Source organism: Streptomyces mesophilus (assembly GCF_040300965.1).
GTDB classification, from domain to species: domain Bacteria; phylum Actinomycetota; class Actinomycetes; order Streptomycetales; family Streptomycetaceae; genus Streptomyces; species Streptomyces mesophilus_A.
The window spans coordinates 1-13,588 of the sequence record NZ_JBEPEW010000188.1; the positions used below are offsets into that span (position 1 = coordinate 1).

At 70.0% G+C, this 13,588-nt stretch carries 8 protein-coding genes; 3 read left to right on the forward strand and 5 right to left on the reverse strand.

What is annotated here, in order from left to right; translation table 11 throughout:
* Positions 1-536: 536 nt before the first annotated feature.
* Both ABT367_RS37100 and ABT367_RS37105 read left to right on the forward strand, forming a co-directional pair.
* A complete protein-coding gene (locus ABT367_RS37100; protein WP_352257817.1) occupies positions 537-1,256 on the forward strand; it encodes an ABC transporter ATP-binding protein in 720 nt (239 codons plus the stop codon).
* Positions 1,253-3,706, forward strand: coding sequence for an ABC transporter permease (locus ABT367_RS37105; protein ID WP_352257819.1), 2,454 nt, complete (start codon positions 1,253-1,255; stop codon positions 3,704-3,706). Before ABT367_RS37100 ends, ABT367_RS37105 begins: the two co-directional genes overlap by 4 nt.
* Before the next feature lie 140 nt (positions 3,707-3,846).
* Here the strand turns inward: ABT367_RS37105 and ABT367_RS37110 are convergent, their stop codons facing one another.
* Complete coding sequence (locus ABT367_RS37110) at positions 3,847-4,710, reverse strand: sugar phosphate isomerase/epimerase family protein (RefSeq protein WP_352257821.1); 864 nt, start codon at positions 4,708-4,710, stop codon at positions 3,847-3,849.
* The gene (locus ABT367_RS37115) at positions 4,707-8,189 is read right to left on the reverse strand and encodes a ThuA domain-containing protein (protein WP_352257823.1); all 3,483 of its coding nucleotides are present in this window, start codon (positions 8,187-8,189) and stop codon (positions 4,707-4,709) included. Before ABT367_RS37115 ends, ABT367_RS37110 begins: the two co-directional genes overlap by 4 nt.
* A gap of 359 nt (positions 8,190-8,548) precedes the next feature.
* Here ABT367_RS37115 and ABT367_RS37120 point away from each other — a divergent pair, with 359 nt between their 5' ends.
* Positions 8,549-9,496: an alpha/beta hydrolase gene (locus ABT367_RS37120; protein ID WP_352257825.1), complete on the forward strand. Its 948-nt coding sequence runs from the start codon at positions 8,549-8,551 to the stop codon at positions 9,494-9,496.
* A gap of 78 nt (positions 9,497-9,574) precedes the next feature.
* Here ABT367_RS37120 and ABT367_RS37125 read toward each other — a convergent pair whose 3' ends face one another.
* The 3 genes from ABT367_RS37125 to ABT367_RS37135 all read right to left on the reverse strand — a co-directional run bounded on the left by ABT367_RS37125 (position 9,575) and on the right by ABT367_RS37135 (position 13,429).
* Complete coding sequence (locus ABT367_RS37125) at positions 9,575-10,369, reverse strand: hypothetical protein (RefSeq protein WP_352257827.1); 795 nt, start codon at positions 10,367-10,369, stop codon at positions 9,575-9,577.
* A 121-nt stretch (positions 10,370-10,490) separates the two neighbouring features.
* The gene (locus tag ABT367_RS37130) at positions 10,491-11,993 is read right to left on the reverse strand and encodes a DUF4331 domain-containing protein (protein ID WP_352257829.1); all 1,503 of its coding nucleotides are present in this window, start codon (positions 11,991-11,993) and stop codon (positions 10,491-10,493) included.
* 41 nt (positions 11,994-12,034) lie between these two features.
* Positions 12,035-13,429 carry a DUF4331 domain-containing protein gene (locus ABT367_RS37135; protein ID WP_352257831.1) on the reverse strand — a complete coding sequence of 465 codons (1,395 nt, stop codon included), beginning with the start codon at positions 13,427-13,429 and terminating at the stop codon, positions 12,035-12,037.
* Positions 13,430-13,588 lie beyond the last annotated feature (159 nt).

Consider the following 13,588-nt stretch of genomic DNA (forward strand, 5'->3'; position numbering starts at 1 on the left):
ACACTCTTCCCCCACCCCCCGTTCTTCGCTTGGGGCCGCGGGGGCGGGGGGTCCCCCCGCGGCACGGCGGCGGCGCCCCGCCCCCCGGCCACGCGGCCGGCGGGCCGCCCCGCCTCCCGCAGCCGCGCCGGCGTCGTACGTACGTTCACCACTGATCCATTGTCGCCGCCGCAGCGAACCGCCGAGTCCGTCTGCGCGGTCGTTCCGGCCCGGGCCGGTACACCAGGCGCCTACTTCTCAGGGATGACACCTGCGCGCCTCGTCCCGGCGCGGTACCGCGAAGGGGTCTAAGGGGCGACGCGTGCCGGCCCGTCCCGCTCCTAGCGTTCGAGCAGCCGACCGGGCCTGCCGGAGCCGCAGCGCACTGCCCGTACGAGGGCAGCAGCCGTCTGCCCGTACGTGGGCTAGCCATCTGGCCGTACGAGGACCGCAGGCATGTGCCCGTACGAGGACCGCAGGCACGTGCCCATACGAGGGCAGCAGGCACGTGCCCGTACGAGGACCGCACCCGACTGCCCGTACCAGAGGAGCACTTCATGACCACGCCGGTGATCGAACTGCGGGGTGTGAGCCGCCGCTACGACGACGGCCCGCCCGCGCTGCACGAGGCCTCCCTGACCGTGGGACGCGGCGAGGCCGTCGCGATCCTCGGTCCGTCCGGCAGCGGCAAGTCCACGCTGCTGAATCTGATCGCGGGTCTCGACCGCCCCGACACGGGGACCGTCACCGTGGACGGGGTGCGGGTGGACCGGCTGGGGGAGGCGGGCTCGGCGCTCTACCGGCGCGCGAAGATCGGCATGGTCTTCCAGTTCTTCCATCTGCTCGACGACCTTTCCGTGGCCGACAACGTGGTCCTGCCCGCACGGCTCGCGGGAATGGCGCGCGGCGCGGCCCGTCGCAGGGCGGCGGAACTCCTCGAACTGCTCGGCATCGACCGGCACGCACGGGCCTACCCGGGACGCCTTTCGGGCGGCGAGCGCCAACGCGTCGCGGTGGCACGGGCGTTGATGAACCGGCCCGCGCTGCTCCTGGCCGACGAACCGACCGGGGCCCTCGACACGGCCGCGGGGCACGACGTCAGCAGGCTGCTCGCCGAACTGAACGCCGAGGGCCAGACCATCGTCGTGGTCACCCACGACCTTGCGCTGGCCCGTTCCTGTACGGGCCGTACGGTCAGGATCGCCGACGGCCGCATCACCGCGGACGGCCCGGCGGGGACCAGCGCTCCGGCCGTTCGGCCGGAGGGCGTGCGATGAGCGCACTCGGCAAGGTGGTCCGCTCGGGCGCGGCGAGGCGCCGGGTCCAGACGCTGGTGATCGGCCTCGCGGTGATGATGGCGGTGGCCTCCTCCGTACTCGGCGGAACCCTGCTCGCGGTGTCCGGCGCGCCCTTCGCCGACGCGTTCGCCGCGCAGCGCGGAGCGCATCTGTCGGTGCAGTTCGACGCGGGCAAGGTGAGCGCCGGACAGCTCTCGAAGTCCCGGGAAGCGAAAGGCGTGAGCGCCGCGGCCGGCCCCTTCCGTACGGCGACCGTCACACCGGAGGCGGGCGAGGCGGGCCCCGCCTGGCCGATGACCGTGGTCGGCCGGCCCGGTCCCGGCCGCGACGTGGACGAGGTGGACCTGCTCGAAGGGCGGTGGCCCACGCGCCCCGGTGAGATCGTCCTGTCCAAGGCGTCCGCGGTCATTCCGATCCTGGGAACGAAGATCGGCTTCCCCGGACTGCCGGGCGCCCCGACGCTGACCGTGGTCGGTGTGGCGCGTTCGGTCACCGGCACCGCCGACGCCTGGGTGGTGCCGGCCCAGATGACCGCGCTCACCGCGCCGGGAAGCGGCGGCCACCAGATGCTCTACCGCTTCACCGATGCCGCGACCGCCGCGCAGATCACCGCGGGCGGCAAGGCGGTCACCGGCTCCCTGCCACCGGGTGCGGCCGTCGGCGAACAGTCCTGGCTCACGGTCAAGAAGACCGCCGAACGCGACACCGCTCTCTACGTCCCCTTCCTGATGGCGTTCGGCGCACTGGGCCTGGTCATGTCGGTGCTCATCGTCGGCAACGTGGTCGCCTCCGCGGTCGGCACCGGCACCCGCCGTATCGGCGTCCTGAAGGCCGTCGGCTGCACGCCGGCCCAGGTGGTACGCGCGTACGTGGGCCAGGCGCTGATCCCGGCCGGCATCGGCACAGGTCTCGGTGTCCTCGCCGGCCACCTGCTCGCCGTTCCCGTCCTGGCCGAGGCCGGGGAGGTGTACGGCAGTTCGTCCCTGGCCGTCGAGCCCTGGGTCGATGCGGCGGTGGCGGGCGGCGCCCTCGGTCTTGTGGCGGTGACCGCGTGGGGGAGTGCGCTGCGGGCCGGTCGTATGCGTACGGTCGACGCTCTCGCCCTCGGGCGCAACAGCTCGGCGCGGCGCGGGCGTTGGGCGGCGCGGCTGTCCGTACGCCTGCCGTTGCCCCTGTCGGCCGCCCTGGGTCTTGCCCGGCCCTTCGCCCGGCCCGCCCGCGCGCTGGCCATGGGTGCGGCGGTCCTGTTAGGCGCCGTCGCCGTCACTTTCACCGTGGGGATGGGAGCCTCGCTCGGCGAGGTGATGAAGGCCAGGGCCCATGACGCCGCGGATGTCGTCGTGCCCGCGCCCCGCACCGCCTTCGGACCCGGTGCGCCCGGGCCGGGCGAGCGGCCGCCCGAGGTCGATCAGGCCGCGGTCGCCTCGGCCGTCGAGTCCGCCGACGGAACGGAGAAGTACTACAGCGCGACGACGCTACGGGGCACCGTGTCCGGCCTGACCGGCACCGTCGACGTCACCGCGTTCACCGGCGACCCCTCCTGGGGTGGCTACACCATGGTGGAAGGCCGCTGGTTCGAGGAGCCCGGCGAGGCCGTGGTGCCGACCCCGTTCCTCGCCGCCACCGGCACCCGTATCGGCGACACGGTCACTCTGGGCGGATGGGCCGAGCCGGTGACGGTACGGATCGTGGGCGAGGTCCTCGATCCCCGTAAGGACGGCATGCAGGTCTTCACCGACGCCGGGTCGCTCACCTCGGGGCACGACGGCGCCGGGACACTCGTGACGGGGCACGGTGCCGGGGGACTCAAGTCCGGGCACGACAGCGCCGGGACGCTCGACACCGCGGAGGCCGGGTCAGGACCTCAGGGCCCGCCCGAGACGAGCCACCACATCGCCGTAGCACCCGGCACCGACGCAACCGCCTATACCGAGGCCCTCAACAGGGACTTGGCGCCGCTGGGGGTCACCGCCCGAACCGGCGGACCCGATTCCGGCAGCGACATGGTGATGACCCTCAACGCTCTGTCCGCGATGCTCACGTTGATGCTGGTGACCGTCGCCGCGCTCGGGGTGCTCAACGGGGTGCTGCTCGACACGCGAGAGCGCGTACGGGACATCGGCGTCCACAAGGCGCTCGGAATGACGCCCCGGCAGACCATCACCATGGTCCTCACCTCGGTCGCCGTCACCGGCCTCGTCGCCGGGGCGCTCGGTGTGGTGCTGGGAGTGGCCCTGCACGCCCGGGTCATGCCGGCGATGGGGGAGAGCGTGGGGCTGCGCCTGCCCGAATCCGTGCTCGCCGTCTACCAGGCGTCCGAACTGCTCCCGCTCGCTGTCGGCGGCCTGCTCATCGCCACGCTGGGAGCGCTGCTGCCCGCGGGGTGGGCGGCCAGGGCACGTACCGCCACGGCCCTGCGTACCGAATAGGAGGCAGGCCGACTGCCGCATAGGCAAGGGGGCAGCCCAACTGCCGCATAGGCAACGAGGCAGCCCGACTGCCGAATCGGCAAGGGGGCCGGCCGCCGACAACGGCGACCGGCCCCGACTACCGCCGGATCACCTCGGCCTCAATACCTCAGCGAGGCAAGGTGGTTGTAGCTGTTGCGCGCCGTGGCGAACGGGTCGGCCGGACGGTCGTGCTCGACCAGCCACTGCTGGACGCCGCCCCGGTGCGCGTTCTCGAACATCGCGGCGAAGTCCAGAACCCCGGAGCCCACATCCGCGAAGTCCCCGTCCGGCGCCATGTCCTTGACGTGCAGGGCGGGGAAGCGCCGCGGGTGATCGACGAACAGGCGGGCCGGGTCCGCCCCGCCCTTCGCCGCCCAGTACACGTCCAGTTCGAAGGCGACCAGATGCGGATCGGTCTCCTCGAGAAGGATCTCGTACAGGTTCTCGCCGTCCACGACCTCATGGTCGAGGCCGTGGTTGTGGAACTGCACGGGACCGAGGCCGGCGTCCCGTGACGCCTGCCCGATCCGGTTGAACTCCCTTGCCGCCTCCCGGAATCCGGCCGGTGTGTGCATCGAACCGGGCAGGCTCGGCACCACCGGCCACTTGGCGCCGAGGATGTGCAGATCCTCCAGTGCCTGGGGGAGTCCGGTGCCGGTCAGCGTGGTGTACGCGACGTGCTCCAGAACGGCCCGCAGACCGGTTCGGTCCAGGAAGCCGCGGATCGCCGAGGCGCTGTTGCCGTGCCGCCCGCTCACCCCGACGGTCGCGTACCCGATCTCGGCGAGCTGCTCCAGGGTGCCCAGGAAGTCGGCGGCCAGCGGGGTGCGCATCGTGTAGAGGTGCATCCCGATCCCGCCACGCGGGATGCGGCGCCACCGGGCAGCGTCGGGCTCGGAGGCGTACGCGGGTGAGGAGGCGAGCCCTGTGGCGGCCGCAATCCCCAGCGAAGTCCCCAGGAAGGCGCGTCTGTTCAGCGTCATGAGGTGCCTCCTTCGGCCACGGTGATCTGCACCGAGCCGGTCGAAGTGTCGCCCTTGTCGTCGGTGACGGTCAGGCGGGCCGTGTACGGGCCGGGACGTGCGTAGGTGTGCTCCGCGGTCGGGCCCTCCTCGCCCGCGGGTTTGGTGTTGTCACCGAAGTCCCAGTGGTACGAGACGATCTGGCGGCCGGCGGCGGGCTTGACGGTGCTGGTCAGCTTGACCGCTCCGGCGGTCTGCTCCTTGCCGAGCTCGACCTTCGTACCGCCCTTCTTCTCGACTCCGGGCCCGTTGAAGTGCAGCCAGTCGAGGGTGAGCAGATCCGCCTTGTCCGGGGTCCACTCGGGGTTGGTGAACACGGCGTACAACTTGGTGGTGTCGCCCAGATCTTCGAGCGCGGTGGTGGGCGAGATGAAGTTGCTGTAGCTCCCGGTGTTCGGGATGGTCACCTTGCCGACCAGCGCCCCGGTGGGCGATCCCGCGCGGAACTCGATATCGCCGCCGAGCCCGCCGGAGGCCGCGCCGACCGTCACCGAGTCGATGCCCTTGAAGTCGGTCGGATCGAAGGCCGCCCAGTCGCCGTGCTCGATCTCGATCAGGCGCTTGCCGGCCGAGGCGTCGGCACGGCTGCCGATCTCGACGCCCTTGTTGGCGCCGCCGGTCGTCGTGAAGTGCTCGGCCTCGCGGAACGTGGTGCGCAGCGTCAGCGAGGACGAACCGGTCAGCGCCGGAACTCCGCCGGGGCCGCCCTTGTCCTCGTACTGCGCGCTGATCCCGTAGTACAGGTTCTGCCCGGGACCGTGGCTGTCACCGGCGTCCGTCGCGATCTCGCCGCGGCAGCCCGTGTAGTTGTCCAGCGGGTGCAGATGCGAGTCATGGCCGAGCTGGGACTGGACGACGACCCGCGAGCAGTCGATCGTGCCGTCCTCCGGGTCCTTCACCTTGACCTCGAAGGGAATGGTGTCGCCGAAGGAGAACAGGCCGCCGTTCGGGGGCTGTTGGATGGTCACCACGGGACGGGTGTTGCCGACGGTGATGTCCTGGACGGCCAGCGCCGTGAGATCACCGGGCGCGGTCACCTTCAGGCGCGCGGTGAACTGGCCCTTCTCGGTGTACACATGCGTCGGGTTGGCCTCGGTGGAATCCGTGCTGCCGTTCTCGTCGAAGTCCCAGGCGTACGTGAGGTCCCCGCCGCCCGGAATCCCCGAACCCTCGCTGGAGAACTGCACGGTCAGCGGCACCTTTCCGGTGTCCGGGGTGGCCGTGGCCCGTGCGTCCGGCAGCCTGTTGTCACCCACGTAGTCGATCCGGTAGATGCCCGATCCTTCGTTGCTGCCGCCTCGGCCCGTACCGCTGCCGAGTCCGAAGTCGATGACGTAGAGCGCTCCGTCCGGACCGAAGTCGGCGTCGAAGGGCTGGTTCCATGCCATGTCGCCGAACACGGAATTGATGGAGTGCAGATCGCCGGCCTTCGCCGCGGGGAAGCGCGGATCGGTGAACGACTGGTCCTTCTCCTGGATCGAGAAGGTCTTGAACCACTTGCGGGTCAGCTCGTAGTTGAGCCACTTCCCCTCGAAGTACTCGGGGAATTTGGTGCGATACGAGTTCTCCGGGTCGTAGTCGTAGACCGGACCGCTCATCGGGCCGCCGCCCCCGGTGCCGAGCTCCGGGAATTCGGCGGAGGCGGAATACGCGTACCAGACGGTCGCGGGCTCGGCGTCCGGCAGCTCGGTCAGACCCGTGTTGTTCGGCGAGTCGTTCTTCAGAGCGCCGCAGTCGAATTTCGCACCGGAGGTCTTCGTCGCGAAGTCGTAGTCGTTGAACGGGGTGTTGTTGCCCACGCAGTACGGCCAGCCGAGATTGCCGGCCTTGGTCACCCGGCTGTACTCGACGGTTCCCTCGGGACCGCGGTTGGGGTTCGCGGCGCGTGCGTCGGGGCCGTAGTCCGCCACCAGCAGGGCGCCGGAGTGCGGGTCGGTGGTGATACGGAACGGGTTGCGCAGGCCCATCGCATAGATCTCGGCCCGGGTCTTGTCCGTGCCGGGCGCGAAGAGGTTCCCCTCGGGAACGGCGTACGTTCCGTCGTCCTTGGGCGTGATCCGCAGAATCTTGCCGCGCAGGTCGTTCGTATTGCCCGAGGTGCCCTGCGCGTCCCAGGCGCGGCGGCCCTCCTGCTCGTCGATCGGAGTGAAGCCGTCGGAGGCGAAGGGATCGGTGTTGTCGCCGGTCGCGACATACAGGTTTCCGCTCTTGTCGAAGGTCAGCGACCCCGCCATATGCGAATTCGCCCGGCCCTCGCCGCGGAACGTGGGAATCGTCAACAGGCGCTTCTCGCTTGCCATGTCGACCTTGCCGTCCGCCTCGGTGAACCGTGACAGATTCAGCTGCTTCTCCGTCTTGTCGGAATGCAGCAGATACAGCCAGTGGTTCTCCTCGAACTTCGGGTCGAGAGCGAGCCCGAGCAGGCCGTCGGACTGGCTCGTCATCTCCGGTGTGTACGCGAAGTCGAGCGCCGTGGTGACCTTCAGGTTCTCCTGGTCGATGACTTTCAGTTTGCCGGTGCGCTGAATGAAGAACACCCGGCGGTCCGGGGCCACCGCGAGCTCGAACGGGTCGGCCAGATCGCTCGTCGCCAAGGGGGTGCGCTGGAAAGCGCCGGTCTTGTTGGCGGTGCAGTCGCCCGGCTTGTCGCCCGCGGCCCACTGGATGCCGCCGAGCAGGTGCTTCAGGAAGTACTCCTCCTGGAAGGCGGAGGAGGCGTGGCCGCCGGCCGTGAACCAGGAACGGCCGCCGTCGTAGTTCTGGCACCACGAGTACGGGTGGTCGACGCCCTCGTCCAGGCCGTCGATCCCGTCACGCACCTTGATCTGCGCGAGAGTGTGCACCTTCCCCGTGGGATTGGTGCGCCAGTTGTACCACTCCTCGGTGCGCTCCCAGAGCTGCGGAAGTCCCTTGGTGGAGGGGTGCGCCTGGTCCAGGACCTTGATCCGGCCGGTCTGCACGGCCGGGTGCTTGTCGAAGATCGCGCCGACCAGGCCCTCGTACCAGTCCCAGTCGCGCTCACTCGCGCTCGCCGCGTGCAGACCGACGTAACCGCCGCCCGCGCGGATGTACTTCTGGAAGGCCGCGCGCTGATCGGCGTCGAGGAGATCGCCGGACTCCGGCGTGGAGTTGGTGTTGTTGAAGACGATCGCCTGGAACGTCGCCAGGTTCTCGTCGGTGAAGGCCGCCGCGTCCTCGGTGGCCTCGACCTCGAAACCGTTTTCTGCGCCGAGCTTCTTGACCGCCTCGACCCCGGCGGCCCTGGACTCATGGTCGAAATTGGTGACCTTCGAGAAGACCAGGACGCGGAACGGGGCCGCGGCGCGGGCTTGTTCGGGCATCGAGACGACCAGTCCGAGCACCAGCGCGAGCAGAGCCGCGAGGGTGGTCAGGGGCCGCAGAAGTCTTCGGAGGTGACTGCCGTTCGGGGGATGACTCATGGGCGCTCCCGCTGTCTAAGGGCACGGCTGCGTGCCGACGGCTCATCGGGTGCTTGCGATTGGGAGAAAGCGCTTTCTGAGGTGCAGTCGCTCAGCGTAGGTTCCAGTGATCGGAGGGGTCAATGGGTAGTGGATGGCTTGTGACGTACGGGAGTTGAGGCGCGGGTCCGGTGTCCGGGCAGGAGGTTGACGCGTCGGGTGGGTGTCCGGACGGGAGGGTGAGGTACCGGGCAGGTGTCTGGACGCCGTAGGAGGTGGATCGGGCGGGTGCCCTGTGTCCCCTCGCCGGGCAGGTGTCCCGACGCCTCCGCTGGGCAGGGGGCCACTCGTCCCCGTATCGCGAATCGAGGAGCGCACCGATGACGACGCACACGACGCAGTCCGTGACCGCTGCGGACGGTCTCCAGGTGGCCGCGTACACCTGGCTTCCGGAGAGCGGTCGGCCCCGCGCGCTGGTCCAGATCGCCCATGGAGCGGCCGAACACGCCCTGCGTTACGACCGGTTCGCTCGCGAGCTGACCACGCACGGATACGGGGTGATCGCCTCGGACCATCGCGGCCACGGCGCGACCGCCGTGTCGACCGGCGGGTACGGCGTGACCGAGGTGCCCGGGGCCGAAGGGGACGGTGCGGACAGCTGGCGGGCGATCGTCGGCGATCTCAAGGCGGTCGGGGACCGCGCCCGCGCTCTCTTTCCGGACGCGCCGACCGTGCTGCTGGGGCACAGCATGGGGTCGATGCTCGCGCGCGACTACGCGCAGGAGTACCCGGACACACTGGCCGGCCTGATCCTCTCGGGCACCTTCCGCACGCTGCCCTTCGTGGAGATCCAGAGCGCCCTCGACCGGCTCGACCGCGAGATCGCCGAGGACGGCCGGGCGGCGCTGTCCTCGTTCATCCCGGAGGCATTCGCCTCGTTCAACAACCCGTACCCCCACCGCACCGGCTTCGAATGGCTCTCACGGGACGAGGCCGAGGTCGACCTGTACGTGGCCGACGAGCGCTGCGGCTTCCCCTTCTCGGCCGGCCTGTCACGGGACTGGGTGCACGCGATCAGGAAGATCAACGACCCGGCTCAACTCGCCCGTATCCCCTCGGACTTGCCGATCCACGTGGCCGTCGGCACCGAGGACCCGTGCAACCAGTCGATGACACTGGTCCACGATCTGCTGGAGGACTTCCGTTACGTGGGGGTGGCCGACCTGACCTGGAAGGGCTACCAGGGCGCGCGGCACGAGATCCTCAATGAGACCAACCGGGCCGAGGTGCAGGCGGACCTCCTGGCGTGGCTCGACAAGCAGGTGTGACCGGCGGCCCGCAACACGCGGACGCGGGGCCCGCCTTGTCGGTGGCGGGCCCCGCGATTGCCGTACGGACTCTCCCGGCTACTTCTTGACGGATTCGTCCTTCTCCAGGCCGGGCTTGAGCGGCAGGGTCTGGTTCGGGAAGATCGAGGCGTTGATCTCCAGGGTGATCACATGCTCACCCGCGTCGATATCGGCACCGATCTCCCGCAGCTCCTTGGCGTACGCCTCGGTGATCTTGAACTTCCACTCCTTCGGGCCCAGCGAGATCTTGCCCTGGTTGATCCGGGGGTTGATCAGGTCCGAGTAGAGCTCGACGGTGTTCATCGTCGCCAGCTGGAGCTCGTGGGGGACCGGGTTGTCGTCGACGTAGACGTTCGCGCTGGCTTTGGAGATGAACGGAAAGTCGTGCAGCCAGAACCCGTCGACCTTGTGCGACCTGCCCGTCTTGGGGTTGGTGAACTTCCAGCCGCCCGGGTACCAGATGCGGCCGTTGACGAAGTTGATATTGCTGTAGCCCTGCGCGCCCACCGGGGTCCACACGCCCTCGCCGCCCTTGAGGGGGCCGACCGGGCAGACCGCCTCGACCTTGGCGTTGAGGCGCTTGAGTTCGGACTTCGTCTTCTCCGTGAAGGTCAGGGTCCCGGTGCCGCTCTGCGCGAAGAACCAGAAGGCGGTGCCGAGTTCGGGCGCCTTGTCGTAGTAGCCGGGCGCCGCGGGCTTGTCCAGGGCGAAGTTGGTGGGCAGGCAGTTGGTGGCCGGCGGGTTCTCCGGCGGCGGCGGAGCGGAGCGGTCGGCGGTGGCGGCGGATGCGGCGGTCGCCGTGGCGAGCACGGTCAGGGCGGTGAGGGTCACCGTGGTCTTGGGCAGGTGCACGGGCACTCCAGGGGAGCTTGTCCCCCCTAGGACAAGATCAGTGAAAGCGCGGTTCGGTACGCGTGCCAGCAGGCACCGCCGTACGGGGTACGTGCCGCTCACTCTGTGTCACAACGCCAGGTCAGAAGAGCCCGTGCGGTACGGCGAGGTACGGGAACGTGGGCGCCGGCCTGGTGGGCGGCCCGGACGTCGTGAAGCGGAAGAGCGGCGCGTACTCCTTCACCGCCGGCTCGCCCATCGCCACGCGCACCAGCACATGCGTGGGGTCGTCGGTGAGCCGGCGGCCGTTCGGGAAGCCCTGGGGGTCGCCGTCGAGGAAGCCGCCCTTGCGGGGCGTCCGGCTCACCGGCGTCGACAGATTCAGGCGCAGCTCCTCGGCCGGCCGGAACGCGCCCGCGTCCGCATCCGCGTTCATCACCTGCGAGTTGAGATCCTCCCGGATCGGGCACGCGGCGCCTTCGCCGACGGGGCACCGGGCCTTGCCCGACAAGCCCGTCATCAGCAGCTGGAACATGTCCTTGCGGGGGTTCGCCTGCGGCGTGGGCAGGCCGGGGTGAGCGGCGTGAAAGGCCTTCGGGCCCCTCAACTTGGTCACCATGTCGATGAGTTGACGATTGTCGGCGTCCTTGGCCGCGTCCCAGGTGTTGAACTGGTCGGCCACGCCGCCGAACACGCCCAGCGGTGATCCGCGGAGCATCGCGGCCGGAGTGAGGTAGTTGTCCGGTGCGAAGGCCTCGTTGACGATCACGTTGCCGACCCGGGAGACCTGCGCGTACCGCGCACCGTCGGCGGCTCCCGGCTGCACGTTCAGGGTCTCGCGTGCCGCGGTCGCCCAGACGCCGACGACGGGGTTGCGGGCCGGGTCGCCGTTCAGGGCGAGGACCTTCTTGGGCACCTGCAGGGCCATGACGGTCACGTTCGTGCCCTGCAGCGGGCTGAACGGGAGCGGCAGTTCCGTACCGCTCTTGAGGATCTCCATCTCGCGGGCATCGTTGAAGAAGGGATCCGCCGCCTGCCCCGTGTAGACCTGCCCGCCGCCCGGCACCGGCAGCGTGGCCTCGCGGCGCAGCGCCTCGTAGTCGGGCATCCCGGCAGCGCCCGCCCGGCTCGGGGCGGCGATCGCGTCCCGGATCAGGACCTTGGGCGGCTTTCCGGGGCGCAGTTCCTCGAGCGTGTAGCGCTGCTTGAACTTCAGGTTCGGTGAACTCAGCGAATCCACCTGCCCGTTGAGCACTCCGAGGAACTGCCGCTGTCCCTCGTCACGGAAGGTCCAGCGGTACGTGAGCTCAGGCTTGCCCGTGCCCCGGCTGTCGATGTTGAGGTCGTACCGGGTGCGGGTGCCGAAGGTCGCGGGCGGCAGCACACCGTCCACGGGCAGACTCAGCGACTGGTACGTGACGATCAAAGTGGCGGTGTCCGGCGCCTCGGGGCTGGTGAACGCATACAGATCACCTGCGTTGATCTCCGGGTCGAGCATCGCGCTCGGTGCGTCGATATGGCTGCCGGCCGACGCGCCCTGCGTACCGGGGCCGGCCCAGGCGGCCAGCGCGATCAGTGCCGATGCGGCCACCGCGGCCGTGGGGACACGGCGACGCGGTCGGTACGGCGGTGGCTTGTCGGCCATGTCCGGTGCTCCTGGTGTGTGCGGGTCGGGTGACATCGGGGTCAGTGCGGCAGCGCGCGGTAGGGGAAGGTCCCCGTGGACGCCTTCGGCGGGGACTTGATCAGGGAGTGCTTGGTGAGGAAGTCCGTCTTGGCGCCGATGAGGCCGCCCATGAGGATGCGCATCTGGATCGCGTCGGCGTCGTCGACGAAGCGGCGGCCGTTGGGGTAGCCCTGCGGGTCGTCGGCGAAGAGCGTTTCGCTCTGCGGCTTCGAGGTCACCGGAGTCGCCATGTTGAGGCGCAGGACTTCGGCGGGGCGTACGGCCGAGGGGTCGACGTCCTTATTGAGGGTGTGCACATTGACCTTCTCGAGGCCGTGCAGGTGGTACCGGACAAGGTCCGGGCGGGGGTTGGCCGGGGGCTCGGCACCGGTGGCGAAGCCGATGTTGCGCGGCCCGAACGGTTCGCGGACCTGCTTGATCATCGCGTCCCACTCGGCGTCCTGCTCCGGCTTGCGGGCCTGGAACTGGTCGCTCAGGCCCCCGGGTACACCGATCACGGGCAGGCTGTCGGGGAACATCGTCTCGAGGAAGTGCGGCTGCCCCATCCGCGACACCTGCGCGTACCCGGCGTCCTCCTTGCCCGTCACGTCGAGCGACTGACGCGAGGCCGTCGCCCAGACGCCGATGACCGGGTTGCGCCCCGGGTCGCCGCGCAGAGCGAGCGCCTTCTTGGGCAGCTGCAAGGTCATGGTGTTGGAGTTCGTCAGCGCCACGGGGTTGAACTCGGGGACGAGCGGAATCCCGAAGCGGATCTTCGCGTACTGGCCGACGTTGAAAAGGAACGCGTCCGCGATCTGCCCGACGTACGTCCGCCCGCCGCCGGGCAGCGCCGCCGTGGCGTCCTTGCGCAGCGCGTCGTAGTCGGGCATCAGCCGCTTGCCCGCGTACGACGGAGCGACCGCTCCCTCCTCGACCAGGGTCTGCGGCTGCTTCCCCGGGCGCAGCTCCTCGAGCGTGTACGTCTGGCGGAAGACCACGGCCTTGTCCTTGAGCGAACGCACGGGGGCACTCACCGCCGACCTGGTGCCGAGCGGGCGGTCGTCCTGCGTCCGGAAGGTGTAGCGGTAGGTCACATCGGGCCGGGCATCACCCGAGGAATCCACGTGGACCTCGAAGCGGGTGTCGCTCGCGAACGGATAGAGCGCGAGCGGATTCCCGGCGAGCTGCAGCGGGTGGTAGTCCGCGGCGATGGTCACCATGTCGGGCGCGTCGGGGCTGGTGAACACGTAGAGGTCGCTGCCGTCGCGCGGAGGGTCGGCGAACGTGGACGGCGCGTCGACATGACTGGCGGCGCCGGCCCGGCCCGATACGGGGCCGGCGAACCAGCCGCCCATGAGCAGGGCGCAGGCGAGAGCGGTCCCCGCGGCGGGCTTGGTGAGTTGACGGACCCTCATGTGACGACCTCTCCATGTGGCCCGCGCCTGGACGGGCATCCGAGACCACTGGACGGCACCCACGCGCGCCCGGCGATCCGGGTGCGCCGAGCGAGGGACGGGGTTCGGCCGGATCGGTGCTGGTCGGCGGCGTGTCCGCCGTGTCGTCCGTCGCGCACC

What these genes read in the sequence shown, in the direction of transcription:
- ABT367_RS37100 (WP_352257817.1), top strand. Translation starts at nt 537, where the DNA reads ATGACCACGCCGGTGATCGAACTGCGGGGTGTGAGCCGCCGCTACGAC.
- ABT367_RS37115 (WP_352257823.1), bottom strand. Translation starts at nt 8,189, where the DNA reads ATGAGTCATCCCCCGAACGGCAGTCACCTCCGAAGACTTCTGCGGCCC.
- ABT367_RS37110 (WP_352257821.1), bottom strand. Translation starts at nt 4,710, where the DNA reads ATGACGCTGAACAGACGCGCCTTCCTGGGGACTTCGCTGGGGATTGCG.
- ABT367_RS37120 (WP_352257825.1), top strand. Translation starts at nt 8,549, where the DNA reads ATGACGACGCACACGACGCAGTCCGTGACCGCTGCGGACGGTCTCCAG.
- ABT367_RS37135 (WP_352257831.1), bottom strand. Translation starts at nt 13,429, where the DNA reads ATGAGGGTCCGTCAACTCACCAAGCCCGCCGCGGGGACCGCTCTCGCC.
- ABT367_RS37130 (WP_352257829.1), bottom strand. Translation starts at nt 11,993, where the DNA reads ATGGCCGACAAGCCACCGCCGTACCGACCGCGTCGCCGTGTCCCCACG.
- ABT367_RS37105 (WP_352257819.1), top strand. Translation starts at nt 1,253, where the DNA reads ATGAGCGCACTCGGCAAGGTGGTCCGCTCGGGCGCGGCGAGGCGCCGG.